Raw genomic sequence first — 25,746 nt, 5'->3', positions numbered from 1 at the left:
CCGGCACTTGCCAACCACAGACTATACCGCCGCTGATGAATGTGTAAAAAAGGCTGACAAGTGCGAGCCCAGGGAACTCCTTCAAGAAAAGTAGTAGCGAACAATCTGCGCAATAATCAGCACCGCTACCAACGGAAAAATGAAACGAGTCAAATTTCCATAGCTTTGACCATCATCTTTCGGCGCATACTTTTCCACCAGTGGCAAAATAACGATCAGAGCCACGAATAGAACAGTAAGAATTATTAGCAACGCTTCCATAGGGTCTCTCCGTAAACTTTTGCATGGGAGCCTGGCGGTCTGTGCATTTATACGCAACTAAAGACTTATCCCATAAATCTGTGGATAACTTTGTTAAAAGGCGCGGGACAAGCCTGTCCAAGCCAATTAAAACGGGCGTTCGACAAACCTGACCGTTAACTGACCAGATCATTTACTGCTCAGCGATATCTTGCTGAATCGTCAAACAATATGGACGCTCTAGTGCCGAACGTACATCGCCAATAGAGAAGACTCTGGAAAACTCGGCGAAGCGTTGTCCCTGAAACCACAGGTGAATCACTGGCAGTGAAAAAATGCTCCGCGAGGCACATAGCGGCGCAGACGCCTGGCAATCAACATACGCCATTACCAGCGCCGGGAACTCCTCCCGGGCCATGCGCTCCAGTTGTGGTTTCACTGACTGGCACACGCCACAGCTTGCTCCACCGTAAAGCACAAGGGCTGCAGAACTCGTGTTTACAAGTTCCACCAGCGTTTCTTCACTATCAATCACCCTCATGCTGCCGCCCATCTTCAGCAACCGTTGCTCTTCAACCACTGATCAATCTGGCCCTGGTTCATAGCACCACTTTGCCGAGCCAGCTCGCGGCCATTGCGGAACAGTATCAGCGTAGGAATGCTGCGAATGTTGAACTGGCCTGCCGGTGCCGGGTGCTCTTCGGTATTGAGCTTGGCAAAACGCACCTTGCCCTTCCAACCCTGAGCCGCCTGCTCAAATTGCGGCGCCATCATTTTGCAGGGGCCACACCAGCTGGCCCAGAAATCCACCAATACAGGCACATCACTGCGCCCGGTGTGGGGTGCAAAGTTTTGCCCCGTCAGCTCAAGCACCTCGCCCGGCCACAAGGGCTGCTTGCAGGCTCCACAGTTACCGCCAGAGGCCAACCTGTCAGCGGGCACTCGATTCAATTTGTCGCAATGTGGACAAACAACATGTTTAAGATCGTCGGTCATGCATTTACCTCATCACACTTAACATCGCTTTCGCTATCTGGAAATCAGAAGCTGGACAGTTCATCTTGCAGATCTTTTTTCAGCTCCCCTGCTTCGGTTATCCACAGAGTTCCTTCAGACCCCGGAAACACTCCCACCTGTAACCCGTCTTTCGATAATCCAGGCACCCATTTTTTGAAGAAATCTGGCAACGAGATGCTTTTTGGAGTCAAACCATCTACGCCCTTGGCATATTCAACTGCAAATTCGGAACTGGGCCAAACCGGCAAATGTGCTACACCATCGTCTTCAGAGACAATGGACAGGAAGCGGCTCTCCGAGTTAACGAGTATCCAGATCTCCCGCTCCTCCAATACTTCGCTGAGGAAGTAGTCGTATCTCTCTTCACCATCCATTTCGAGTACGCTGGCTAGTTCTTCGCTATTCATAAATCTGAATCTCTGTTTAATGAATCAGGCTCAGGGTTAACTCCCTGAGCTTTTCGGTACATCCATGCAAGACCCAAGAGGGCGAGCCCCAACCCCATAAAGGCCGCGACCCGCCAGAACCCTTGCAGGCCGGCCATATCAATAAGGAAGATCTTGCCGATCACAAGCCCCAGCAAGGCCATGCCCACCTTGTACAGTATGATATGGGTACTTTTTGAGGAATAAACAGTGGAGTAGAGGATTGCCACTATGGCGTAAAGCATGCCGACTACCGAATAGGTATACAGTTCGCCCTCTGTCATGCCATGCCACAACGCCATATCGCTGCCTTGCCAAAGCTGGCGAATTTCCAGAGCCGTAAATAAAAGGAATCCAGCGCCTGCAACACTCAGCGACCAGAGCCTGGGCACAATCTGCGGGAAACGGCTGATAACAAAGGCCAGCAATACCGGGCCACCAAATGCAGGCAACAGCATATTGAAGATGGGCGTGCTGCCAATAGCGGCGTCACTCCACCAGGGGTTGTGTAACGTGAGCAACGTGAGATAGCTGATGGCAGAGAGAGCCAGCAGAACCCATGAGAACAACCGGTAGAGCCAGGCCAATGACTGACTGGATTTTGCCCGGACCGCATAAGTTACACTGAGTGCGCCCCAAAGCAGCGTGTTCATGGTTGCTTCGATCAGGCTGTATTCGTGAACAAAGATATCGCCATCGTACAACCAGTAACGCAGCTCTGCGCCCAGGAACAACACCAGCAAGTGCAGGGTTGCGCCTTCCAGCCAGGGGCGAATCGGATGATCCTTCTCTGAAAGCCTGGTAGCAACCGCCGCCAGCAATGTAGCACCACCATAAGTCCATAGTGTCCAGTGCACGCTGGCATCGTAACCCTGCAGCCAAGGATTGAAGGTAAGCCGTGCGACAACCAGTGCCAAGGCGCCTTTTAACAACAGATACAGCTCCGGCATCCGATAGCGTCGGGCCAGCCAGGTCAGGCTGACGAACTGAACCGATAAGGCCAGGGTAAGAGAGGCTTCGCGGAAGGCCATAACCGTTGCCAACGAATAACTAACGTGCGCGGCTATCAAGGCCCAGACCACACCGTTTCCGTAACGGGCCAGCCGTTCCATCTGCCACGCCAACACGCCGTATACAGCACCCAGCAGCAAGGTGGCTATTGCCCACACTTTTGATGTTTCGCCATAACCCTGCAATAAAAGCCAGCCAAGCACCAACCAAACCAATGGAGATAACAGGGTTAACGAGGCCCAGCGGCGTTGTTCGGTGTATCGCCCCCACAGCCAGAGCCCCAAACCGGTCGTGATGATGGCGGCGGCAATCAGGTAGCTGACAAAACCCGCTTGCTGCGCCAAGGGAATCTGCATCAGGTAAACAAGATCCCCATCCATCCCGCCCATATACAGCAACCAACCGGCTGCACTGGCCGCAACGGCACCCCAAGGCAAAAACCAAAGTGAGCCCCGGCTCTGAGGAATCAGGGATGCGACCGGCAAAATGAGCAGCCAACTCCACATCGATGGGTTATCAACAGATTGATGCGCAATCGAAATACCCCAAATCGCCAACAGCGGCAGAAGCGCCTCACGCAAACGTGAAGGTGCGGCCTGCTCTTCGCCCGGCAAGAATACAAAAGCAACAAACAGGGCCGCCAGATAAAAAGCCGTTGCCAATTCAGCAGGCGCTGCCGCCACGGTGGCTGCCCACCAAAGCAAGGCTCCGGCCAGCGTGGCGTACCAGAGCCAATCACGGAAAACATACCGCATTAATAGCAGCGAACTGATCGTAATCAGGAAGCTGTAAGAGAGCACAAAGGCCACGCTGCCATCTTCCCCACCGATTAGCAGAGGCACAATGTAAGCGCCACTCAGTCCCATAATGGCCAGTAACGGGCCGTGCACCAAGGCTAGCGCCATGGTGGCCAGAGACACAGCCGCCAGCAGGATTAACCCGGCAACCGGGCTGATTAACTGGTAATGGTGAACACCGGTGAGCAGCGCAGCGTACAAGGTAATGCTTCCTCCACCCGCCAAGGCCGCAAATACCTGATCTGTGCTCATGTGCCGCCTGCGCAGGTATTCCGCGCCTGCGTGCAGGGCAAGGCCTGTAACCAGAGCAAGTAGCAGTTGCTGTACAGGGCCAATCAGCCCCGCGCTGATGGAATGGCTAACCATAAAAATACCGGCCAGTGCCACACTCAGGCCACCAAGCCAGACCATCCAGTTTTCTTTGAGGCTTGCAATAATACGGGATGGCGCACGAGGCTCAGCCCAGCCACCCATCCCTGCCTGCGATTGAGGAGAGCTCGACCACTGGGCTTCAATAACTCCTTCGGCTGCCTGCCGCTCAGACTTGGCCGACTGTTCCGGGACAACCTCTTGAAACTCTCCCGGCAGAGGTGTCTGCAAGGGTGCCCATGGTGCAATCGGTGGGGTTTGAGTTTGCTTGGTTTGGAGACGCAATTCGGCAACCTCAAGGTGCAACGATGCAACCTCGTGACTCAGCGCCTCAATACGGGAAGATTGCTCATTCCATTTGCGAAAAGCCAGAAAACCAAGAACGGAGCCCACAGGTATGAACAATGCCAAACCCACACCAAGAAGAATCAGTATTGCTTCCAAATTCCTTTTACCTTTTAAAAGAATCCATTCCGATGCGGCGTGAGCCGCCGATTTGATCTGCAGTCTATAGTTTCTGAGGATAATGCTCATCCATAAAAGCTGACGAGCTACGCGTCCTGGTCAAAAATCCTCTGACAAACTAACTACTGTTTTGCGGAATGCGTATAAAAACCCTAAAAAAAGAATAAATAGATGACAAATGGGACTTGCGTTGACTTAGGCTATTATTCCAAGTAAGCATCAACCTGAAGAACAGCGTTTTTTGAAATCTGAGGGCGTCATTCCAAAGCGGCCTTTGAACGCAGTAGAGAAATAACTGGAACTACCAAAGCCGTACCTGTACACTACTTCGGTGATGCTCAATCTCCCGCTATTTGCCTTGATATAGTCCGCACACATTTCCAGCCGCTGAGCCTTCACATATTCAGACAAGGTAATCGAATTGCCCGCGAATGCTCGATGAAGACTCCGGACCGACGTCCCGACTGAGTGAGCAACCATCGATGCGTTAAGGCCTGGCTCCCCAATATTATTTTTAACAAATTCGGAAGCAGCCCTGAAAATTTTGTCGTAAGGTTCGCTGCTGTGGACGCTCTTCAAGACTGACGGCTTTATCAAGGTGGCCAGCGAATCAAGAATCGCCGCGCCTTCCTCAACGTCGAGATTCTCATGCCGAGAAGCTTCAATCACGAGCTTGCTGGCAAAGCGGGCAATATGAGAATCTGCGGGGATTTTGACACCCAGCTCGACCTTACTGAGGTTCAGTATCCGCTCAATAATCTGGCGCGGCAGGATTAGAGATATCTGCTGCGACAAATTTTGGTAAGAAAACCGGAACGGTAATGCAGAGTCCACAAGAACGATGTCTCCTGAAGTCAGAGACGAACGGTTTCCCGCCTGCTCTACCAACGAGCATCCTCTAATCTGGAAAACACAGAAAAAATCCGGAACCCCACTTTTCTGTATCTCTTTGGGCGTCCGATATAGATCCGCGCCACGGATATTAACCCTGGACATGTCCAGAGACCCGCCCACTTTCTCAACAGATCCTAAAAATTCATCACCCACTCGACTCGCCAGAAAAGGCCCGCATATATCATTGATATTGCTGATCCATTTGTCGAAATCATCAGTCCTGCCAGTGGATAACGACACGCTTGTGACCTCTTGCTCTCATTAATAATTATTGGCTACGAAGTTGACCAGAAAACAATCAAAAGTCAAGAAATCCTTCTACGAAGCCTGCTCCCACCATTCGATACAGATTCCTGTTCATACTGAACAAAGACGTATCAGGCCGCGCTTGTGTTTCCGACATGCTGGCACAGTAACGAAATCTTCTGGCACCAAAGAGAAAGCCCGCAGCGTTGTTAGTTGATAAAAATACAACACATGAAGGTACTTATACCGACGAAGGTCAGAGGCAATCCCATCGATTACCCCTGAGTCCGCTTCAGACACAAAACAAAAAAGGCTGAGCAATGCACCACGACAATCAACTTCGACGCGCTGTTTTATGCTTCTTTGCGGCCGGTCTTGCGATCCCGGCAGCCTCCGCAGTAGAAGTTTCGAGCAGTGATAATCACGAGCTGAACGCAGACCTGGAAATAGCCGCCGGTATTTTTACCAGCGACAAGAACTATCTATATGACTCTGACCGCAACGGGGCTACCTGGCAAGAGGGCTATTTCAAGTACGGCCTGTCTGGCAATTACACTGTAGGCAATAAAGCCTCTTTTTATGGCGGCATCAACGCTGTCTCGTCGGGCACATTCGGTGACGGCGATGCTGGCGGTTTCAGCACAGGTGATGAACGCAACACAGATTTGGAGGATGCCTATATTGGCTTTAAATCCGGCGACTACCTCCCCTTTCTCGGTAACAACGGTCTGGACGTATCGTTTGGCAGCCAAAACTTCGCCATTGGCGACGGTTTTCTCATCAATGGGGACGCTCTGAATGTGGGCGAAGGGCTGAGTGGGGGCGGTTTCGATTTCGATCGCGGCGGTGCTTACTGGCTTGCTGCAAGAAAAGCTTTCGACAAAACAGCTATGGTCCGGATTGGAGGCAATACAGGATTACGCTCGGATGTGTTCTGGATTGAGTCAGATAATGAAGCCCAGGCTGATACCGAGCTCACCGGCATTAACCTTGAATATGTATCTCCCAACGGAACCTTTGGCCTGATGCATTTGAAAGGTCTTGACGTAAACGACCGATATGCTCAGGCGCTTGGCCTCACGGCCAGAGATGGCCAGGATACAACCAGCTTCAGGTATCAGGGTAATGCGGGTATTGAGCCACTTTTTCTCTCAGCTGAGTTTGTAACCCAGAACCAGGGCGACAACAGCCGCGAGGACGCCAATGCTTGGTATATGGAAGCCGGGTGGAGCTTTACTGAACAGTTGTGGTCCCCAAGCGTCAACATCCGCTACTCCACATTCGAGGAAGACTTTGACCCTCTGTTTTTCGGTTTCAATCGTGGCTATGGAACCTGGTTTCAGGGTGAAGTTGCTGCCAACTATGCCGGGCCGTTCAATAGCGACACGGATGTTCTCCACGTTGGCGTAAAAGCCTACCCCTCCCCAACCGTCGCAGTCGGTGCTTTATTTTTCGACTTTAGTGACACCTCCCGCGGAACCGGCTCCCTGGACAGTCAGGAAATCGACCTCTACGCCGAATGGGCCGTTAACGATCACCTGTTCCTGAGCCCTCTTATTGGCTTTTTCAAACCGGAAAATCGTGCAGCGGACGGCGGAAGCCAGTTCTCGGACAACGATCTGAACACCTACGCTCAAATCATGGCGGTTATTACCTTCTGACCGAGGGGCCAGATCGGGCCAACGCGGCTTCGCCCAAAGGCAATACTGGTTATCAACAACTGGAGAACTGATAGATGCAGACTTATCGGAATACCGTGGACGGGCTTCTTTCAGAACCCGTAAGCAGTTACGAAATATTCAATCCCGCCAATGGTCAATCCCTGGGGTTTGCGCCGCAGAGCGACGAACAGGAGGTCGAACGAGCTGTTCAGGCGGCCATGCGCGCTCAAAAAAACTGGGCGAATCAAAGTGACCAGGAACGACGAGATATCACTCTGAAAATCGCGCAGATTCTTGAGGAGAACTCCGATTACCTGGCGGAACTGATCACACGAGAGCAGGGAAAACCCCTGTCCGGCCCTGGCTCGCGATTTGAAATGCAAGCCTGTGTGGGATGGACTCAGGTCCCCGCAAGCCTGGAGTTGCCTCCGGAGACTGTATACGAGGATGACGAGCGCAAGGACACTCTGCACCGGGTTCCTCTGGGCGTTGTTGCCGCAATCGCGCCATGGAACTGGCCCCTGATGATTGCCATATGGCAGATCATTCCTGCAATCAGAATGGGCAATACAGTCGTCCTCAAGCCTTCTGAATATACCCCCATTGCAACATTGGAGATGGTGAAACTGATCAACGATGTTCTGCCGGCTGGCGTGCTCAATACTGTAACCGGCGATGGCATTATTGGCAGCAAACTGACCCATCACCCTGACATCAGCAAAATCATGTTCACCGGCAGCGAATCAACCGGACGCCAAATTATCGAAGCCTCCGCCAAAAGCTTGTCACCTATAACACTGGAGCTTGGCGGTAACGATGCAGCGATCGTTATGCCCGGAACAAATATTAAAAACATAGCCACCGATCTGTTCTGGGGCGCGTTCCTCAACATGGGGCAGACATGCGCCTGTATTAAACGCCTCTATGTTCACGAAGATGACTACGAAACCGTCATGGCCGAACTCAGCGCAATCGCCAGCCAGATGAAAATAGGCGATGGCATGGATGAATCTGTGCTCATTGGTCCTCTTCAGAACAAGATGCAGCTTGGGAAAGTGCAGGAACTCGTAACCGACGCCAAAGGGGCGGGTTGCGACATCCGGGAGTTTGGCGAGGTGCCGGACCAAGGCTACTTCATGCCCATTACTCTGGTTGGCAACATCAAAGATGGCCAGAGACTGGTTGACGAAGAGCAATTTGGGCCTGCCCTGCCAATCATACGTTATAGCGAAGTGGAAGATGCCATCAAGTCCGCAAACAGGCTTGAGGCAGGCCTTGGCGCCTCCCTGTGGACAGATGAACAAGCCCAAGCGAGCGAGCTGGCCACCCGGCTTGAAGCTGGCACTGTATGGATCAACCAGCATGGCGCGATTCACCCCATGGTCCCTTTCGGCGGCAACAAAGCATCTGGCTACGGCGTCGAGTTTGGCATCGAAGGGCTCAAAGCAGTAACCCAGGGCCGTGTCATCAGCATAAAGAAATAAAAACAGCCTGTCTTAAATCTAGCATTGAAAGCTGTAAGAGAATCAGGTGCATGACCGGCAATGAAGCTTTATGCACCTATACACCAGAAAAATAACATCGAGGATTGTAATGATGCATCTATCCAAAAAACTGGCGTGCTGCCTGGTGGTAGCGTCCAGCCTTATTGCTGCAAGCGCAAATGCGCGCCTGCCAAACGAAACCGTCGGTAGCACCACGCTGCCGCTGCCTGACGATCACCGCAGCTACATGGTGGATTTCGAGTTCATGAACATGGTCTCCACCCGGGTCGTTGTGATTGATCCCGACGAAAAGAAATATCTTGGAATGATACCAACGGGCCACGCGGCTCCCGCTGCGCTCTCCCATGACCGGAAAACCATATATACCGCGGACTTCTTCTATACCCGCTATGTGCGAGGAGAGCGTACCGATGTATTGACTGCCTGGGATAGCCAAACACTCTCAACCAAATGGGAGCTTGAACTACCGAGCCGACGCGCATTCACCCTGACTGAACGTTTTTCCATAGCGCCCAGTACGGATGACAAGTTCGTTTACATCTACAACTTCACACCCTCTACATCCGTGACAGTGATTGATACCACCAAACAGGAGATGGTTAACGAAATCGCAATCAACGGGTGCATTCTGAACTACCCGGTAGGCGAACGGCGGTTTGCGTCCCTTTGCGGCGACGGCTCACTTCAGATGATCACCCTGAACGACAACGGTGAGGAAATAAATCGCACCAAAACCAAGTTTTTTGATCCGAACGTGGTCAAGCTGGTCGAAAGGGCTACCGTCGTCGGAGAGACCTACTATTTTGTGACCACCTTGGGTGAAGTTGTACCTCTGGATCTGTCCGGAGACGAACCTAAGCTGCTGCCCCGCTGGTCCTTGGTCACGCGTGAAGAAATGGCTGATGGTTGGGCGCCAGGCGGCTGGCAGCTCATTGCAGCCGCTACGGGGCTAAACCGACTTTACGTACTGATGCATCCCGACCACAAAGCTTATAACTGGGAAGATCCAAGCCAGATTATCTGGGAGTTCGATCTTGAAACCGGCAAAAGGCTTCGAACTCTCGAGTCACCTAACCTTGTTTGGAGCCTGAGCGCGACGTCGGATGACAAGCCGCTTCTGCTTGGTGCGAATATTGAGGGTGGCCTGGAAATTTTTGACCTGTCCACGGGAGAACACAACGGGACAATGGAAGGCGTGACCAAAACTCCGACGCTGATACTGAACCACTAAGAGGTGACATGATGATAGATCCTATTATCAGTACATCGGCTGTTCTGGCGCTAAGCGTGACATTCGCCAGCGCGGCAAGCCATAAGCTAAGGCACCCCGGCTGGTTTCGCCGACAGGTGCATGAATACGAGCTGATTCCAGGACTGATGGTGCCAGTGGCAGCTCGAGCCCTGCCGATTGCAGAGCTCGTTATTGCCGCCGGCCTGCTATGGAGTACCAGCAGGCCGTACGCCGGCGTTCTGGCATTTTTGATGATCAGCCTCTATACACTTGCCATCGCGATCAATCTGGCCAGAGGCCGTAAAGACATTGACTGCGGGTGCTCCGGCCCGGCAATGCAGCAGCCGTTACAACCTGCCTTGCTCGCCCGAAATCTGCTACTGGTCATCATTGCTCTGGTAGCTCTGTTGCCCATTATTGATCGGCCCCTAAGCCTGCACGACAACTTTGTGATGATTGCAGCGGGTCTCGTTATGGTTCTGCTTTATACAGCCACTGATCTTTGGATTGCCAACAGGCCATTGCTACTAAAACTGTCAGGAGAAAAATAAGATGCAAGCACTCATCGTTTCAAACATTCTGCTTTGGTTACTATTAATAGCCACCTCCCTGGTGCTTCTTGGCCTTATCCGGCAAATTGGCGTTTTGCATTCACGAATCGCCCCCGCTGGCGCATTGATGCTCGATAAGGGCGTTGAGGTTGGTCAGTCTGCGCCCCAGGTTACAGCGCCAGACCGTTTCGGTCGCCCGATCAACATTGGCTATGCCAGTGAACACTCAACGCTGCTCTTTTTCCTTTCGCCGACCTGCCCAATCTGTAAGTCGCTCATACCGGCCATTAAATCCATGAGCCGCTCAGTTAAAAACCTGGATGTGATCTATGTGAGTGACGGAGATGCTCTTGAGCATGACAAGCTCATAACCCAGGCCGGACTGGAAAAATCCACCTACGTTGTAAGCCCTGATGTGGGAATGACCTATCAGATTGGCAAGCTACCTTATGCGGTGCTCATTGATAAGGCGGGCACACTCAAAGCCAAGGGACTCGTTAACTCCAGAGAGCACCTGGACAGCCTCTTTGAAACCGAACTACTCGGCTCACCAAGCCTTCAGGATTACATAAAGGCTCAAACTGAATCCCCTGGTATCCATACACCATCCTGATTAAGGAGAATAATAAAATGAAATTTCTTGATCGCTTTTTCGAACACTCGTCACGCCACGTAGCCAATACAACAGGGAGACGCCAGTTTATCGCAAAATTTGGCTCATTCCTTGCGGTAGGCGTGGCCGCACCCGCCCTTCTTCCTATCGACCGAACCGGCAAGGCTTTAGCGGCTGGCACGCCCTCAGCCGGTGACCCGGGTGATCCCACAAGTTGCGACTACTGGCGCTACTGCTCTGTTGATGGATTTCTATGCAGTTGTTGTGGTGGATCAGCAACCAGCTGTCCTCCGGGCACAGAAGTCTCGTCTGTCACTTGGGTTGGCACCTGCCGCAACCCAGCAGACGGAATCGATTACATCATTTCCTACAACGACTGCTGCGGCAAGCACAGCTGTTCTAACTGCGCGTGTACCCGTAACGACAGCGAAGAGCCCATGTACCGGCCCTTCAACAACAACGATATTAACTGGTGTCTGGGCACAAGCAGTAGCGTGTACAACTGCACAGTATCGGTTATCCGGGGCGTGGCAACCTGAGGAGCTTTGCAATGCGCTCGATGTTCTGTGTTCTGGCTATAACCTTGATGATTGCCTCCCCCTCGGGGGAGGCACGGGTTATTCCTGACCCCAATCAGAAACCAGCTCCTGGCAATGAAGCTCGGCAAACGCCTTTACATCAGGCCAATTATTCACCAGCGGTGAATTATCAGTTGCAGTGTTTGGGTTGTCACCTGACCAACGGCGAGGGTGCACCCGCTAGCGATGTGCCAATGATGAAAGGTTTTGTGGGGAACTTTCTGAAAGTCGAAGGAGGACGGGAGTTCCTTATCAGGGTGCCCGGTTCTTCGCAGTCCGCACTCAGCAATTCGCAATTAGCCGAGCTGCTGAACTGGATGTTGAAAGACGACGGAATCGCAGGAGGCAGTGCACCTGAAAACTTCAAGCCGTATACCGGCGAGGAGGTCGAAGCCTATAGGGGGATCATGATCAGAGACCTGATCGGATACAGACTTGATCTAATCGAAAAGATACGGTATCTGAACATTGATATCCCGGAAGACGTCATTCCATAATTTCAATAGCACCCTTTCAACGCGGTTCTTGGCGCATTAATGCCTTGAACCGCGCTTTCCTGTTTTAGCGTCAAAGACCAAAATCTTCCTGCAACAGACACTACCCAAAGCCCGCACTTTACGTTAAGGTCAATTTTGCAAGACTTGACCCGGTTTTACCCGAACCGGAAAAGTCTGCAGCGGAAGCCCTATTGCAACACCGGCAAGGTTGAGCAATGCGTTCTATACTCTGGAAAAACCAGTAACCGGAACAAGGCACCGACACTAACGAGGCCCTCACAAGGGGCATTCTGTTCCTCAAGCCATCACCCCAGGAAGAGGATTATGACAACAACAAAATCCAAAATCGTTTATACCCCAGAGTTTACCGACGGGTCTGAATACCGCATTCCAACGCTTAAACTCTTGAAGCAGGACGGTACGCTCTACAAAGGCGGCAAAGCACCTGACATCAGCAAAGAGAAAGCTCTGCGAATTTACCGCACTATGGTTACCACTCGTATTCTGGATGAGCGCATGCTTGCGGCTCAACGCCAGGGGCGACTCAGTTTTTATATGCAGTGCACTGGTGAGGAAGCGTCTGTTATCGGCAGTGCCGCCGCACTGGACGACGCCGACATGATCATGGCCCAGTACCGTGAGCAAGGTGCTCTGGCGTATCGTGGCTTCAGCATTGATGAGTTCATGAACCAATTATTCGGCAACGAGAAGGACTACGGCAAGGGCCGTCAGATGCCGGTTCACTATGGTTCCAGCAAGCTCCATTACATGACCATTTCGTCGCCACTGGCCACGCAAATCCCCCAGGCCACCGGCTATGCCTACGGCCAGAAAATGGCCGGATCAAAGCAATGCACCATGGTTTATTTCGGTGAGGGTGCCGCCTCGGAAGGCGACTTCCATGCAGGAATGAACATGGCCGCCGTGCATCGCGTACCGGCCATTTTCTTCTGCAGGAACAATGGTTATGCCATCTCTACCCCTGCAAATGAGCAGTTTGCTGCCGACGGCATAGCACCACGGGGCTTTGGCTACAAAATGGATACGATCCGCGTAGACGGCAACGATATTCTCGCGGTTTATCAAGCCACCGAAGAAGCTCGCAAGCTAGCTGTAGAAGAAAACCGCCCTGTACTGGTCGAGGCCATGACATATCGATTGGCAGCACACTCATCGTCTGACGACCCTTCCGGCTATCGCAGCAAAGAAGAAGAGGCCGTTTGGCAGGCGAAAGATCCAATTCTTCGCATGTACAACTGGCTCCTGAAGAAAAAATGGTGGAGCGCAGGCGAAGAGAAAGAGCTGCAAGAAAACATGCGCCGTGAAGTTCTTGAAACCATGAAGCGAGCTCAAAAGCTCCCCCCTCCCCCTCTGGAATCTCTGGTAACGGATGTTTACGACGAGGTGCCACCACTGCTGAACGAGCAATTTGAAAAACTGAAGGCACACATTCGCAAATATCCCGATGAGTATCCCAAGTCGGCGATTCACGTTCAGGGAGGGGCATAACATGGCCAAGATGAACATGCTGCAAGCCATCAACGACGCCCTTGATCTGGCGATGGCTGCTAACGAAAAAGTTATGTGCTTTGGCGAAGATGTGGGTGTGTTTGGCGGCGTTTTCCGGGCTACCAGCAACCTGCAACAGAAGTACGGCAAAGACCGTTGTTTCAACACGCCCTTGGTGGAGCAAGGTATTATTGGTTTCGCCAACGGGCTAGCGGCTCAGGGCTCCTTCCCTGTGGCTGAAATTCAGTTTGCCGACTACATATTCCCGGCCTTCGACCAGATTGTTAACGAGTCGGCCAAGTTCCGATACCGTTCCGGCAACCTGTTCAATGTGGGCAATATGACCATCCGCACCCCCTACGGCGGTGGTATAGCCGGGGGCTTGTATCACTCCCAGTCTCCTGAGGCTTATTTCGCACACACGCCGGGCTTGAAGATTGTGGTGCCGCGCAACCCGCATCAGGCGAAGGGGTTGTTACTGGCCTCCATCAATGACCCCAACCCGACGATTTTCTTTGAGCCAAAACGACTGTACCGGGCATCTGTTGGCGAAGTTCCTGAAGGCGAATACCAGTTACCACTGGGCGAAGCTGAGGTGCTCAAAGAAGGCTCGGACGTAACCGTGCTGGGCTGGGGAGCTCAAATGGAAGTCATCGATAAAGCCGTCGAAATGGCGGAAAAAGAAGGCTTCTCCTGCGAAGTAATAGACCTGCGCACCATCCTGCCCTGGGATGTGGAAACCGTTGCCGAATCAGTGCTTAAAACCGGTCGCCTGGTGATCACCCACGAGGCGCCCCTTACGGGCGGTTTTGCCGGTGAAATTGCTGCCACCATTCAGGAACGCTGCTTCCTCTATCTGGAATCGCCGATTGCACGGGTAACCGGGATGGACACCCCCTTCCCGCTGGTGCTCGAGAAAGAGCACTTCCCCAACCACCTGAAGGTCTATGAGGCCATTCGGGAAAGCGTCGAATTCTAAGCGGATATCCGGACAGGAGAACAATTATGAGCGATTTTATACTGCCCGATATCGGCGAAGGTATCGTGGAATGTGAACTGGTCAAATGGCTGGTAAGTGAAGGCGACCTGATCGAAGAAGATCAGCCGGTTGCTGAAGTGATGACCGATAAAGCACTGGTAGAAATCCCGGCCCCCTATGCAGGGCGCGTTACCAGGCTGTACTGGAAAGAAGGCGACATAGCCAAGGTGCATGCGCCGCTGTTTGAACTGGTGGATGAGAGCGCTGAAGGTTCAGACGACGAGGCCAAGGCACCAGAAACGCAGCCAGAAAAAACCGAACCCAGCACAAAAGCCGCGGACAGCCCAGAGCCAGAGAAGGTTGCAGTATCAACAGAGCGGCTGGATGGTCAGAAAATCCCTGCCAGCCCTGCGGTTCGCCGACTGGTTCGTGAAAATGATCTTGCACTGGAGGATATCCAGGGTTCAGGAAAAGATGGCCGAGTACTCAAAGCCGATGTGCTTACCCATCTCGAACAGGGCGGCTCAAGCAGCACACCTGCCTCAGAAAGCAGGCCTCAGCGAACCGCAGCGCAAAGCCAGGAGGTCCGCGTAGAACCCATCAAGGGCATGCAGGCTGTGATGGCCAAGCGCATGGTGGCCTCGGCCTCCACCATTCCGCATTTCAACTTCAGCGAAGACATTGATGTGACGGATTTGCTGGCCCTGCGCCAGCAGCTCAAGCCGGAAGCCGAAGCCCGTGGCTCTCGCCTCACTCTGATGCCTTTCGTTATGAAGGCCATCGCCCTCGCCGTTCGTGAATATCCAATACTTAACAGCCAGATCAACGAGGATGTTACTGAAATTCACTACCAACCAAGCTGTAACGTGGGCATGGCCGTGGACAGTAAAATCGGGCTGCTGGTGCCCAATGTGAAGAACGTCGACCAACTCACACTGCTGGAGATTGCCGACGAGGTAACGCGCCTAACGGAAGCTGCCAGAGAAGGCCGGGTAAGCCAGGCGGATCTCAAAGGCGGCACCATTACCATTTCCAACATTGGCGCTCTGGGGGGCACCTACGCCTCCCCCATCATCAATGCACCGGAAGTGGCCATTGTGGCCTTGGGGCGCACTCAAAAGCTGCCAAGGTTTGATGCTAACGGGCAGGTGGTAGAACGCTCCATCATGACCATCAGCTGGGCGGGCGACCACCGCATTATTGATGGTGGCACCATTGCCCGGTTCAACAACCTGTGGAAGAGCTATCTGGAGTCACCACAATCCATGCTTCTGCATATGGGCTGATTGGAATGGCGCCACCAAACCAACAAGCCCAGCTTCAGCAATTCTACATCCCGGAAGAGCAGTCGATTTACCTGCTCAGCCACGACGATGCCAGAAAGCTGAAAGACTGGGTGGAGCTGTGCACAGATCAGCTCAGGCAGATGGGCTATGCGGACATCTCGATGATTGGCAAGGGCGCCTTTGGCTTTGTATTTGCCGGCCGACGGCCACTGGAGGGTGCGCGGGATCTTGAGCACGTATTCAAGTTCACCCGCATCACCCTGCCCCAACACCTGCATGACCGGCTGGAAGACGAAGCCTACATACTGGAACAGGTGGAGCACCCCCGGGTGCCCGCTCTGGTGGCCTACCATCGTGCAGGCAGCCAACCAATTCTGGTGATGGAGCGTGCACCCGGCTTTAACCTGGAGGAAGTATCCCTCCAACAAGGCCGCCTGAGCCCACGCCTGATTATTCGCATTGCCGATCAACTGGCCGACATCCTGCGCAATTTGCGACGCGAAGCCGACAGCGGAAGGCGCCCGATTGTGCATGGCGATATCAAACCCTCCAACCTGGTGTTTGATGCCGAGACCGAGAACATCGCCCTGATTGACTGGGGTTCGTCGGTCTTCGCTCAACTGGATGCTAACCAGCAATTTCTCAGCCCCAGCGTGATGGAGCTGATGTCTGATAACCTGCAACAAACCAACGCCCGACTGGGTGATGTGTACTTCATTGGCGAAGAGCAGCTCTACGGCGGGCTCTCATCGCCACGATTTGATGAGCAAGGTGCGGCGGCCACGCTTTATGCCTTGGCCTCCGGGCAGTCTTGCCGCTTCGGCCATTTGGCCATTCCTGCTACATCGCTCGGCTTGCCCATGGAATTTGCACGCATGCTGGACGGCATGCTGGACCCCGACCCTGTGCTACGCATGCGGGCCGGTGACCATTATCTGAACGAAATGCCACGTATGGCACGTACGGTAATGATCGATCTACCGGAGCCACCTCCCACACAATTGGTGCCCATCTGGACACGCATTTCAGATCGGGAAATCGACACCGTGGTTTACAGCTCACGAAAATCCTTCCTGCGCCAGGAAGGATCCGACGAATCCTTGGACGATGTGGACGATGTGCAGCTGGATCGGTACTACAAAAACTTCATGCAGGGCATGGGTGACACAGAGAAAGCCTTCCTGGCCGCGGTCAGTCGGCTGGGACGCTACCCGGTAGAAGGTGGCCTGGCGGTTCGCTGGGAACCAGAAGGCGTGTACGTGGACACGTCCCTGAACCTCCACGACCCTGAGCTGCGAACGTCCTTTACCACTTCTGTGAACAACATGGTGAATCTTGCCCAGGCAATCTATCGCCAGGGCATTTTCAAAAGCTGCCTGTTTAACGCCCGGGACACCCTGCACATTGAACGGGAGCAACAAGACCAGCCGTTCGTGGCGCCACCAGAGATGCGACTGCCATACCAGGTAAGTTCCGCTCCTGAAGTGGAAGACCGCTCACGTATACACTCCTACTTTGAAGATGGGCCAGACCCGGAGGAATTTCTGGTGCTGCCTGAACCCATCATCAAATCCCTCGAAGCACTCAACAGCATCCGCCATACCGGTATGATTATCTTCGAGGCTCTACCCCTTCACCTCAAAATTCACAGCCAATACCGACTGCTGGATCCGGATAAAGAAGATGAATTCCGCCAGCGGCTGGATGAAATTCTGGCGGCTGTGGATCAGATTAGCGGGCTGGGTGTATCTGGCTTTATGAAAATGCCCTACAAAGATGCGCGCTTTTTCCCTTATATCGAGCGGTTACCAGAGCGCTATTACCCCAGAAACCCAAGGCTGGAAGCGTCAGAATCAACCTTGTCAGGCAGCTGAGATTACTCCTAATCAGGCGATAATAAGCTAAAAAGGTCACCCCGGCTCTTTCCAAATAGTGAAGACCTTTCGCCCAGCGAGCCTGCTGCAGGAAATTTAAACAATACGTTTGGATAATTGCTATCAGCTTGGAGTTACTAAAGACTTCAAGTCTATTGTTTGTGCCATGCATATGTGAACCAGATTTTCTGGAACTGCATCGATTATTCGAACATGTTGTTAGTACCCTGCTTGATGCCACTCAATAACTATTACACTCCAACCGTGTGAACTGCACGATTCGAAATTGACCAATTACTAAGTGGTGGTATAAAAAGTAAAAAAATGATCGGGGCATTGGTACCAAGGGCTTGTTGGCATTGCTTTTAAGGTGCTGAAGGCCAGCTCAGAAGGCACCACAGATCGTTTTTACCGCTCACAGTTTTGAGAGAACAAAAACATGCTGCACTTACCCTTGCTGAATGGACTCAAGACGTTCGTAGTTGCCGGAAGCCATCTGAACTTCACGCGTGCGGCCGATGAACTGCTGGTTTCGCCTTCGGCTATCAGCCATCAAATTCGTGCACTTGAAGATTATCTAGGGGTCAAGCTGTTCCTAAGGCAAAACCGCGCTCTTTCTTTGACACCAGAAGGTGCGCGCCTGCATCAGGCCTTAGAGCAACCATTCGACCAAATAGCCAGGGCCATTCTGGACACGCAGCGAAACCGGGATACGGAATCTCTCCGCATTGCTCTACGCCCTTTCTTTTCGGGGGCTTGGCTGGCGCAACGGCTAAACCGATTCTGGGGTATGTGGCCACAGATTAGGATTGATCTGATTCACACTATAAAAATAATGGATTTCAATACAGAAAACATTGACCTGGAGATTCTCTGGGGCAAAGGCGACTGGCCTGATCTGGAAGCTAAAATGTTAGTGCCTGGCAACCTGACACCAATCTGCAGTGCCGGGCTGATCGAAGAGCAGGGGCGCCCAGTATCGCCGGCTGACCTGGCCAGGTACACACTTATTCATGATGAGGATCATTCAGCTTGGGGTGCATGGGTAGACAAAGCCGAAGCGGGACCGGTGGATTTTTCCACCAATTTGACCATTGATGATACCAACGTACGGCTGCAGTCGATCCTCAATAATCAGGGCATTATGTTGGGGTGTCCGGCGCTTTTGAGAGAGTATCTTGCCGACGGGAGGCTAGTACAACTTTTTGATATTTCGCTTGATACTTATTCCTACTACTTGGTTTATCCAAAAAACTTTCAGTTGACCAAGAATATGCAGATTTTCGTCGATTGGCTTTTGGCAGAAACAGACCCAGGCCATATGTGAATCTAGCTCATAGAAGCATGAGCACGCCTCCACTCCAGCCGCGTAAATTTATGACAGTATGAGTCTCAGGTGGTGAGCTCATCATTGCTGTTTTCCTAATTACAATAAATATTCTCAAGCCAGTGGAGAGAAGATATGAGAAAAACAACAAGCACTATACTAGTTCTTTCATTAGCTTTTACCTTGACCAATATCACATCTGTAAGTGCCAAAGAAATCGTTTGGGATATGCCAAACGAGTACCCTGCGACATCTGTCCAAGGTAAAGGAGACCAGGCCTTCTCGGCGCTTCTTGAAGAGAAAAGTGGTGGCAAGATTAAAATTGCGCATCACTTCGGTGGCGCTTTGGGTTTCAAATCCAAAGACCAGCTGGATGCGGTGGGCGATGGCATCGTCCAGGTTGCCAACACCTTCATTCCTCCCTTGGGCGGCATTAACCCGGTCTTCTTGTTGTCGTCGCTTCCATTTTTGAGCTCCAACACTGAAGAAGCGCGGATGCTGTTTGATACGGCGCGCCCAACCTATGAGCGGGTGTTGGCTAAATACAACCAGCGCTTGCTGTACTCGTCACCCTGGCCTTCCAGTGGTATTTGGGGAAAAGCACCGCTGCAGAGCCACGAAGCCATTGGCAACCTCAAAATGCGCACCTACGATGCTAACGGGACTCAGGTGTTCCGCGATGTGGGCTCAGCCCCTATCCAGCTGAGCTGGGCCGACATAGTGCCTTTGCTAAGTACCGGTGGCATCGATGCGGTGCTGACGTCGATTGAGTCTGGATTGAGCTCCAGCTTCAACGACTACGTTACCTATTTCACTGCGATTAACTATGACAGCACCATCAACCTGGTGACGATGAATCGCGATGTATGGGACGATTTGACTCCGGAATTACAAGCTGCTGTAGAAGCCGCCGCCAAAGAGACCGAAGACAAACTATGGGCTAATGCGAGCACCATTATTCAGAACAGCTATGCCGAAGCTGAACGTCGTGGTGTCACCATCATGAACGAAGTTCCAGCAAACTTCCGTAAAGAACTGCAAGACGCCTCAACACCCGTTATTGAGTCCTGGGCCAGCAAAATGGGCCCCGATGGCCGTGAGATCCTGACCAGTTATCGGGCCGCTATCAAAAATATTCAATAAACACCCAAGTTGATCTGATGTCGATATAACTCACTTACCAGCTGCAATAGTTGCTGTTGATGGGTGAGTTGTATCCATATCATGCAGAACTGCCACGTGTGGTTGCTAAAAAATGGGACGGTTAAACAATGAATAATCCCTTCATGAAAGCCTTTAGCGTGTTTGCGACTGGGTTTTCTGTTCTTGCAAGTCGGCTTTCAATGGCTGGGGCAATTGCTGCTGTTATCTTTATGGCGGGAATGACTCTGCATATTATAGTAGAGATTTTGCTCAGGTATTTTTTCAGTACATCCACCTTTGTGCTTGATGAATTCGTTGGTTATGGCGTCGCGGCGATGACATTTTTGGCGCTGGGCTATACCTTCGAACATAACGTGCTAATCAGGGTTAACTTTATACTTCTTAAAGTTCGCAGCGCGCTCGCACGCAAAACCCTTGAAATATCCTGTGTAGTGACAACGCTGGTTTTATGCTCTTTTATTGCACGGTATTTCTGGAGAAGCATCAGCCGTCACTTTGAGCGTGGCTCAACTAGTGAAACAATTGCTCAAGTCCCTTTATGGATTCCGGAATCATTAATCCTTATTGGTCTGGTCATATTTGTTATTCAGATGCTCGCTTATGTTCTGAGATTGCTATCTGGCAGTAAACTAATGTCTGAACAATAAAAAAGGTAAATGACGATGGATGTTCTATTAAGCATGGGCTTCATGTTGTTGCTGATTATACTTTTCCTTGGACTTGGGGTATGGGTATTTTCAGGTCTAATACTGGTCTCAATATGCAGTTTGGCAATTCTTGCAGATTTCCCGATGGATCGAATTGGTATCATCGCCAAATCCATTATCTGGCGCAGTTCCAGTGCCTGGGAATTATCGGCGATCCCTTTGTTTATATGGATGGGAGAGATTATTTTCCGTACCGATATATCCGACCGGCTGTTTCGTGGTTTGTCGCCACTAGTGCAATGGATGCCAGGCCGCCTTCTGCACACTAACGTGCTGGGCTGCACCCTGTTCGCAGCGGTAAGTGGCTCTACGTCGGCAACCACGGCGACGGTCGGCAAAATTACTACCGGTGCCCTGGCCGAGCGTAATTACAGTAATTCTCTATCAATCGGTTCGTTGGCGGGTGCGGGCAGTCTGGGCTTGTTGATCCCACCCTCAATCGTAATGATTATTTACGGCGTGTTGGCCGAGGTTTCGATCGCCAAGCTCTTTGCCGCCGGTATTCTTCCGGGCTTGCTGGTCGCATTTGTTTACTCCATGTACATCATCACTCGCTGTAGCATGAACCCAGATTTGGCACCCAAAGAGACGGAGCCGTTCAGTCTGAAAGAGTGTATCAGCGGGTTGCAGAACTTGTTACCGGTGGTGTTTCTGATCGTGCTGGTGCTAGGTAGCATCTATGCCGGTATTGCGACACCTTCAGAAGCCGCAGCGGTCGGAGTGTTGGCTACGTTCTTAGTGACAATCGTTATGGGCAGTTTCTCATGGAAGGTCATTATCGAGGCCGCTATGGGAGCAATACGTACCTCGTGCATGGTGTGTTCCATCCTGATTGCTGCGGCGCTGCTGTCCACGTCCATTGGCTATTTGCACATCCCCTCGCAGCTGGTGGCTGTAATTGAAAGTATGGGGCTCACGCCTTATGCCTTGTTGCTGATTCTAGCGTTGTTTTATGTGGTTCTCGGATTCTTCCTTGATGGTATTTCTATCATCGTTATGAGTCTGCCGATCACGCTACCGCTGATTTTGCAGGCAGGGTTTGACCCAATCTGGTACGGCGTATTTTTGGTGCTGATGATTGAGTTAGCGCAAATGACGCCGCCAGTAGGGTTCAACTTATTCATACTTCAGGGCCTGACCGGGCAGCCTATCGGTACGATCGTAAAAGCAGCGTTTCCATTCTTCTTGTTAATGGCTGCTGTCGTCATGGTAGTGAGTCTGTTTCCGAACATCGCGCTGTTCTTGCCACAGTTAATGTCATAAGAATGAAGACCAGAAGGACTAACTCATGAATATGCCAAAGATTAACCGGGTGTTGTATACCACTGCGCTCGGGCCCCATAGTCGACATGTATATCGTCATGCGTTGAAACTGGCGTACAGAAACGACGCTGAACTGATTATGTTGCATGTCATCAGACCGGTCGGGTCTATGGGTGAGGCGCTGATCAAAGAATACTTGCCTGCAGACCTGGTGGCAGAGGTGCACGATGAAGGTGTGCGTCGGGTCATGGCGAAGATGGAAGCACGGCTGCAGGAAATCATGTCGGATGAGCAGAAGGACATGGGGCAGTACAGCGACGTTGTGGTGCGGCCAATGGTGGTGACGGGGCGGTATGATCAGGCAATTCTGGATGCGGCGACTGCAGAAGGTGCCGATGTGATCGTAATGGGCACCGAGAACCGTGCCGGGATGCAAAGCAGCAAGACCCAACGCGTCATTCGCCGTTCAACCATCCCCGTGTATGTGGTACCAACGGGCAAGCAGTACCCTCAGTGAAGATTGCTGACGCAGAACAAAAAAACAGCGATCAAATGATCGCTGTTTTTTTACTATCTTTTTATTTAGAGATTGGTTCGTTTAATTCGATGATATAACCATCGGGGTCATAAATAAAGCCCAGCATACGGGTGCCATGGTTCATGGGTTTAGCAGGGCTACGAATACTAACCCCTTCAGCCTCCAAGTACGCCATAGCTTCTTTTACATTTTCAACATTAAAGGCAATGTGCCCATACCCCTTTCCTTTATCGTAAGGCTCTTTAGTATCCCAGTTATAAGTCAGCTCCAGAGTAGTGGTTTCATTTTCCGGACCATAACCTAAAAATGTATTCGTAAACCTGCCTTCCGGATATTCATTTTGCCGCAATATTTTCATGCCAAAAATGCGAACATAAAAGTCAAGCGATTCATCCAGGTCAGAAACACGAAACATCGTGTGATCAAGTCGAAAGTTTGGTTTTACTGTCATCGTATCCAGGCTCACAATTATAAAATTTACAGACACCACCCTAGCATAGATGAGTCGTTATTTTTTAAACAAGCATGCTGAGGTTTACTCACCCTGCATTGAAGTCTACTCGCTTCCCCCAGCATTAGAGCTCAGGCAACATAATAACAAATGGATTCACAGTTTATTTAGAGTCCTTTCAGCAAGGTTTATTCGGTCGTGTTGATCTTCAAGGGAGCTATATTCAAATGAACATTAAAAAAACAATAAGTCCTCTACCAATTGAAACTTTCGATATAAGTTATCCTGATGATAAAGGTTCACCAATTTATTCGTTGCCTTCTGAGACTTACTGGTCCAAAGAATTCTACGAGTTTGAATTAAATGCAGTTTGGCGCCGTGACTGGATCTGTGTTGGTCGGGCTACCGATATCCCGAATGCGGGCGACTATTACACGGTTACTATTGGCAACGACCCGCTAATTGTTATTCGCGATCGTAGTGGTTCTGTAAACGTGCTGTCTAATGTTTGTCAGCACAAAGGGATGCTAATCCTGGAAGGTCGGGGTAATACCCGCCGCTTGCAGTGCCCACTGCATGCTTGGGTTTATAGTACCAAAGGTGATCTGGTTTCTGCTCCAGGTCTCACAGACGTGGAGGAAGACTTTGACATCAAAGAGGTATGTCTGCCCAAAATTCGCGCTGATCAGTGGGAAGGATTTGTCTTTATCACCTTTGATGAAACGATTCCGTCGCTGCAGGATCGTCTAGGTAACTTGGCCGAACAGCTCAAAAACTACGACCTGGCAGGAATGCGTCCACCAGAGCCATTGGAAATGGAAACCTTCGACTGGAACTGGAAAATCTTCAACGACGAATGCTACCACTGCGGTTACCTGCACGCTTCGTCGTGGGGTGAAATGTATCCACTACCACCGTCTGCGGTGGATGAAGATGCCATATATAACGACGACTCTCAGGGCATCGTTTCTTATCACCTGCTCAGTACTCATCCAGATGCAGCGCCAACTCATACAGGCTCAATTTTGCAACCAGGGTTGCCCGGTCTGACCGAAGAAGAACGTAGTCGTTTGAGCTATATCACTGTTGCACCCAACATGTTCATCGTGGCGATGCCCGATAAAGTTAAGTATTTCATCTGGTTACCCGCTGGACCAACACAGACGTACTATGGAGTTTCCTGGCTGTACCCTGAGAGTACGCTTGAACGAGAGGATTTTAGAAAGAACTTCGATCAAGAGCACACTGATCTGTGGCCAGTTATGGAAGAAGATCTGTTTGCATGGCGTCGGACCCAAGCCGGAATGGAATCCAGTTTTGCTACGCGGGGTCGCTTGACCTCAAAAGAGCAGGTTATTCACCGCCTGCAAAAGTGGCTGATTGACAAATATCGTGCTGAGGATGCTGCTGTGAAGGCACAGGACATTCCAGCTCGCAAGAAAGTCAGCTAACAGAGTAATCAGGCAGGCTCACACTAACGAGTGAGCCTGCCTGGCTGTTATTCCCTCGAACAATCGGTGTCTTGGTAATGGTACGGCACCCCGGAGTGTATTTATGGCAAATAACAAAAATATCGCAGTCAAAGTGGCTAGCCGGACACAACTCAACGAAGACATTGTCAGATTAACGCTGGTTGCGCTGGACGGCTCGCCCCTGCCAGCCTGGGAGCCGGGTGCTCACATTGAACTGCAGCTGAGTACCAGCAATGGTGCCGACGAAGATGCCATCATGCTGCGCCATTATTCACTGTGCGGTGATTATAACTGTACCGATAACTGGGAAGTGGCGGTGCTGCGTGAACAGAGCGGCCGCGGTGGCTCTGCATACATTCACGAAAAACTGAAAGAAGGCGATGTGCTGCAGGTCTCCGGGCCGCGTAATCACTTTCCTTTCAAGCCGGGTAAAAAAGTACTGTTTATTGCTGGTGGTATTGGTATCACTCCAATTCTGCCCATGATTCAGCAGTCAGAAGCGGATAGCATCGATTGGCGCTTGGTGTATTTGTCCAGAGAGCGCAGCCGCCTGGTGTATCTGGACCGGTTTGAGAAATACGACAGTAAACGCATACGTCTGAACGGTGACGTCGAAGACGGTTTTTGTGATCTGGTGGAGTTGTTAAGTACCTGTGATTCAGAAACCACGGTGTACTCCTGCGGCCCGAAACCACTGCTGGACGCACTGGAAAAGCTGCACAGTGAACAAAAAGAAGCCGGTTGGAGTTTGACCATTGAGCGCTTTACCGCCAAAGAATCGGCTCTAGATCAGAGTGGCTCCTTCGATGTGGTCATCAACAGTACCGGTAAGCGGGTTCATATACCGGAAGGACAGTCGATTCTTGAAACCCTTCGCGATCAGGGTATCCGAATTACCTGTTCCTGCCGCGATGGCGTCTGCGGTACTTGTGAAACCGGTGTGTTGTCTGGGCTGCCCGATCATCGTGACTCTGTATTGTCTGCCGAAGAACGAGCGGATAACGATTACATGATGGTTTGTGTCTCGCGCGCGCACTCAGAAGAGTTGGTGCTGGATCTCTGATCCCTGGCCTTTG

General features: G+C 51.5%; 25 protein-coding genes. 18 read left to right on the top strand and 7 right to left on the bottom strand.

What is annotated here, in order from left to right; all coding sequences use genetic code 11:
• Nucleotides 1–81: 81 nt before the first annotated feature.
• From CDH47_RS03825 to feaR, 6 genes are all read right to left on the bottom strand, one after another.
• Nucleotides 82–261, bottom strand: coding sequence for a hypothetical protein (locus CDH47_RS03825; protein ID WP_100638482.1), 180 nt, complete (start codon nucleotides 259–261; stop codon nucleotides 82–84).
• A 172-nt stretch (nucleotides 262–433) separates the two neighbouring features.
• Nucleotides 434–781, bottom strand: a complete 348-nt coding sequence (locus tag CDH47_RS03820) for a thioredoxin family protein (protein ID WP_100638758.1) — start codon at nucleotides 779–781, stop codon at nucleotides 434–436.
• Nucleotides 782–795: 14 nt separating this feature from the next.
• Nucleotides 796–1,236: a thioredoxin TrxC gene (gene trxC / locus CDH47_RS03815; protein ID WP_100638481.1), complete on the bottom strand. Its 441-nt coding sequence runs from the start codon at nucleotides 1,234–1,236 to the stop codon at nucleotides 796–798.
• Nucleotides 1,237–1,280: 44 nt separating this feature from the next.
• Nucleotides 1,281–1,664, bottom strand: coding sequence for a DUF2750 domain-containing protein (locus CDH47_RS03810; RefSeq protein ID WP_100638480.1), 384 nt, complete (start codon nucleotides 1,662–1,664; stop codon nucleotides 1,281–1,283).
• Complete coding sequence (locus CDH47_RS03805; RefSeq protein ID WP_100638757.1) at nucleotides 1,661–4,303, bottom strand: DUF2339 domain-containing protein; 2,643 nt, start codon at nucleotides 4,301–4,303, stop codon at nucleotides 1,661–1,663. The genes CDH47_RS03810 and CDH47_RS03805 overlap by 4 nt, the downstream gene beginning before the upstream one ends.
• A gap of 240 nt (nucleotides 4,304–4,543) precedes the next feature.
• The gene (feaR, locus tag CDH47_RS03800; RefSeq protein WP_100638479.1) at nucleotides 4,544–5,458 is read right to left on the bottom strand and encodes a transcriptional regulator FeaR; all 915 of its coding nucleotides are present in this window, start codon (nucleotides 5,456–5,458) and stop codon (nucleotides 4,544–4,546) included.
• A gap of 326 nt (nucleotides 5,459–5,784) precedes the next feature.
• Here feaR and CDH47_RS03795 point away from each other — a divergent pair, with 326 nt between their 5' ends.
• The 16 genes from CDH47_RS03795 to CDH47_RS03720 all read left to right on the top strand — a co-directional run bounded on the left by CDH47_RS03795 (nucleotide 5,785) and on the right by CDH47_RS03720 (nucleotide 22,726).
• Nucleotides 5,785–7,125 carry an alginate export family protein gene (locus tag CDH47_RS03795; RefSeq protein WP_100638478.1) on the top strand — a complete coding sequence of 447 codons (1,341 nt, stop codon included), beginning with the start codon at nucleotides 5,785–5,787 and terminating at the stop codon, nucleotides 7,123–7,125.
• A 74-nt stretch (nucleotides 7,126–7,199) separates the two neighbouring features.
• Nucleotides 7,200–8,609, top strand: coding sequence for an aldehyde dehydrogenase family protein (locus CDH47_RS03790; RefSeq protein WP_100638477.1), 1,410 nt, complete (start codon nucleotides 7,200–7,202; stop codon nucleotides 8,607–8,609).
• A 112-nt stretch (nucleotides 8,610–8,721) separates the two neighbouring features.
• Nucleotides 8,722–9,861, top strand: coding sequence for an amine dehydrogenase large subunit (locus CDH47_RS03785; protein ID WP_100638476.1), 1,140 nt, complete (start codon nucleotides 8,722–8,724; stop codon nucleotides 9,859–9,861).
• A gap of 8 nt (nucleotides 9,862–9,869) precedes the next feature.
• On the top strand, nucleotides 9,870–10,412 hold the full coding sequence (locus CDH47_RS03780; RefSeq protein ID WP_100638475.1) for a MauE/DoxX family redox-associated membrane protein: 543 nt from the start codon (nucleotides 9,870–9,872) through the stop codon (nucleotides 10,410–10,412).
• Nucleotide 10,413: 1 nt separating this feature from the next.
• Nucleotides 10,414–11,025 carry a methylamine dehydrogenase accessory protein MauD gene (gene mauD, locus CDH47_RS03775; protein WP_100638474.1) on the top strand — a complete coding sequence of 204 codons (612 nt, stop codon included), beginning with the start codon at nucleotides 10,414–10,416 and terminating at the stop codon, nucleotides 11,023–11,025.
• Nucleotides 11,026–11,042: 17 nt separating this feature from the next.
• Nucleotides 11,043–11,564, top strand: a complete 522-nt coding sequence (locus CDH47_RS03770; RefSeq protein ID WP_100638473.1) for a methylamine dehydrogenase light chain — start codon at nucleotides 11,043–11,045, stop codon at nucleotides 11,562–11,564.
• A gap of 11 nt (nucleotides 11,565–11,575) precedes the next feature.
• A complete protein-coding gene (locus CDH47_RS03765; RefSeq protein ID WP_100638472.1) occupies nucleotides 11,576–12,100 on the top strand; it encodes a cytochrome C in 525 nt (174 codons plus the stop codon).
• A 324-nt stretch (nucleotides 12,101–12,424) separates the two neighbouring features.
• The gene (locus tag CDH47_RS03760) at nucleotides 12,425–13,609 is read left to right on the top strand and encodes a thiamine pyrophosphate-dependent dehydrogenase E1 component subunit alpha (protein WP_100638471.1); all 1,185 of its coding nucleotides are present in this window, start codon (nucleotides 12,425–12,427) and stop codon (nucleotides 13,607–13,609) included.
• Between the two features lies 1 nt (nucleotide 13,610).
• Nucleotides 13,611–14,588 carry an alpha-ketoacid dehydrogenase subunit beta gene (locus CDH47_RS03755; protein ID WP_100638470.1) on the top strand — a complete coding sequence of 326 codons (978 nt, stop codon included), beginning with the start codon at nucleotides 13,611–13,613 and terminating at the stop codon, nucleotides 14,586–14,588.
• 26 nt (nucleotides 14,589–14,614) lie between these two features.
• Nucleotides 14,615–15,874 (top strand): 2-oxo acid dehydrogenase subunit E2, encoded by a 1,260-nt coding sequence (locus CDH47_RS03750; protein WP_100638469.1) that lies wholly within the window; start codon nucleotides 14,615–14,617, stop codon nucleotides 15,872–15,874.
• A 5-nt stretch (nucleotides 15,875–15,879) separates the two neighbouring features.
• Nucleotides 15,880–17,748 (top strand): protein kinase domain-containing protein, encoded by a 1,869-nt coding sequence (locus CDH47_RS03745; RefSeq protein WP_100638468.1) that lies wholly within the window; start codon nucleotides 15,880–15,882, stop codon nucleotides 17,746–17,748.
• Nucleotides 17,749–18,187: 439 nt separating this feature from the next.
• Entirely contained in the window at nucleotides 18,188–19,075 is an 888-nt protein-coding gene (locus tag CDH47_RS03740; protein WP_100638467.1) for a LysR substrate-binding domain-containing protein, read from the top strand.
• Between the two features lie 228 nt (nucleotides 19,076–19,303).
• The gene (locus CDH47_RS03735) at nucleotides 19,304–20,218 is read left to right on the top strand and encodes a TRAP transporter substrate-binding protein (protein WP_205077498.1); all 915 of its coding nucleotides are present in this window, start codon (nucleotides 19,304–19,306) and stop codon (nucleotides 20,216–20,218) included.
• Nucleotides 20,219–20,361: 143 nt separating this feature from the next.
• Nucleotides 20,362–20,886 carry a TRAP transporter small permease subunit gene (locus CDH47_RS03730; RefSeq protein WP_100638756.1) on the top strand — a complete coding sequence of 175 codons (525 nt, stop codon included), beginning with the start codon at nucleotides 20,362–20,364 and terminating at the stop codon, nucleotides 20,884–20,886.
• 9 nt (nucleotides 20,887–20,895) lie between these two features.
• Nucleotides 20,896–22,209, top strand: a complete 1,314-nt coding sequence (locus CDH47_RS03725) for a TRAP transporter large permease (protein ID WP_205077496.1) — start codon at nucleotides 20,896–20,898, stop codon at nucleotides 22,207–22,209.
• Nucleotides 22,210–22,234: 25 nt separating this feature from the next.
• Nucleotides 22,235–22,726 carry a universal stress protein gene (locus tag CDH47_RS03720; RefSeq protein WP_100638464.1) on the top strand — a complete coding sequence of 164 codons (492 nt, stop codon included), beginning with the start codon at nucleotides 22,235–22,237 and terminating at the stop codon, nucleotides 22,724–22,726.
• A gap of 61 nt (nucleotides 22,727–22,787) precedes the next feature.
• Here the strand turns inward: CDH47_RS03720 and gloA are convergent, their stop codons facing one another.
• Nucleotides 22,788–23,198, bottom strand: a complete 411-nt coding sequence (gloA, locus tag CDH47_RS03715) for a lactoylglutathione lyase (protein ID WP_100638463.1) — start codon at nucleotides 23,196–23,198, stop codon at nucleotides 22,788–22,790.
• 227 nt (nucleotides 23,199–23,425) lie between these two features.
• Between gloA and CDH47_RS03710 the strand changes: the two genes are divergently transcribed.
• Complete coding sequence (locus CDH47_RS03710; protein WP_100638462.1) at nucleotides 23,426–24,649, top strand: aromatic ring-hydroxylating oxygenase subunit alpha; 1,224 nt, start codon at nucleotides 23,426–23,428, stop codon at nucleotides 24,647–24,649.
• Between the two features lie 103 nt (nucleotides 24,650–24,752).
• Nucleotides 24,753–25,733, top strand: a complete 981-nt coding sequence (locus CDH47_RS03705) for a PDR/VanB family oxidoreductase (protein WP_100638461.1) — start codon at nucleotides 24,753–24,755, stop codon at nucleotides 25,731–25,733.
• The last annotated feature ends 13 nt before the right edge of the window (nucleotides 25,734–25,746 follow it).

The sequence above is a fragment of the Marinobacter salexigens genome (assembly GCF_002806945.1).
Lineage (GTDB): Bacteria > Pseudomonadota > Gammaproteobacteria > Pseudomonadales > Oleiphilaceae > Marinobacter > Marinobacter salexigens.
This window is presented reverse-complemented; position numbering and strand designations above follow the sequence as displayed.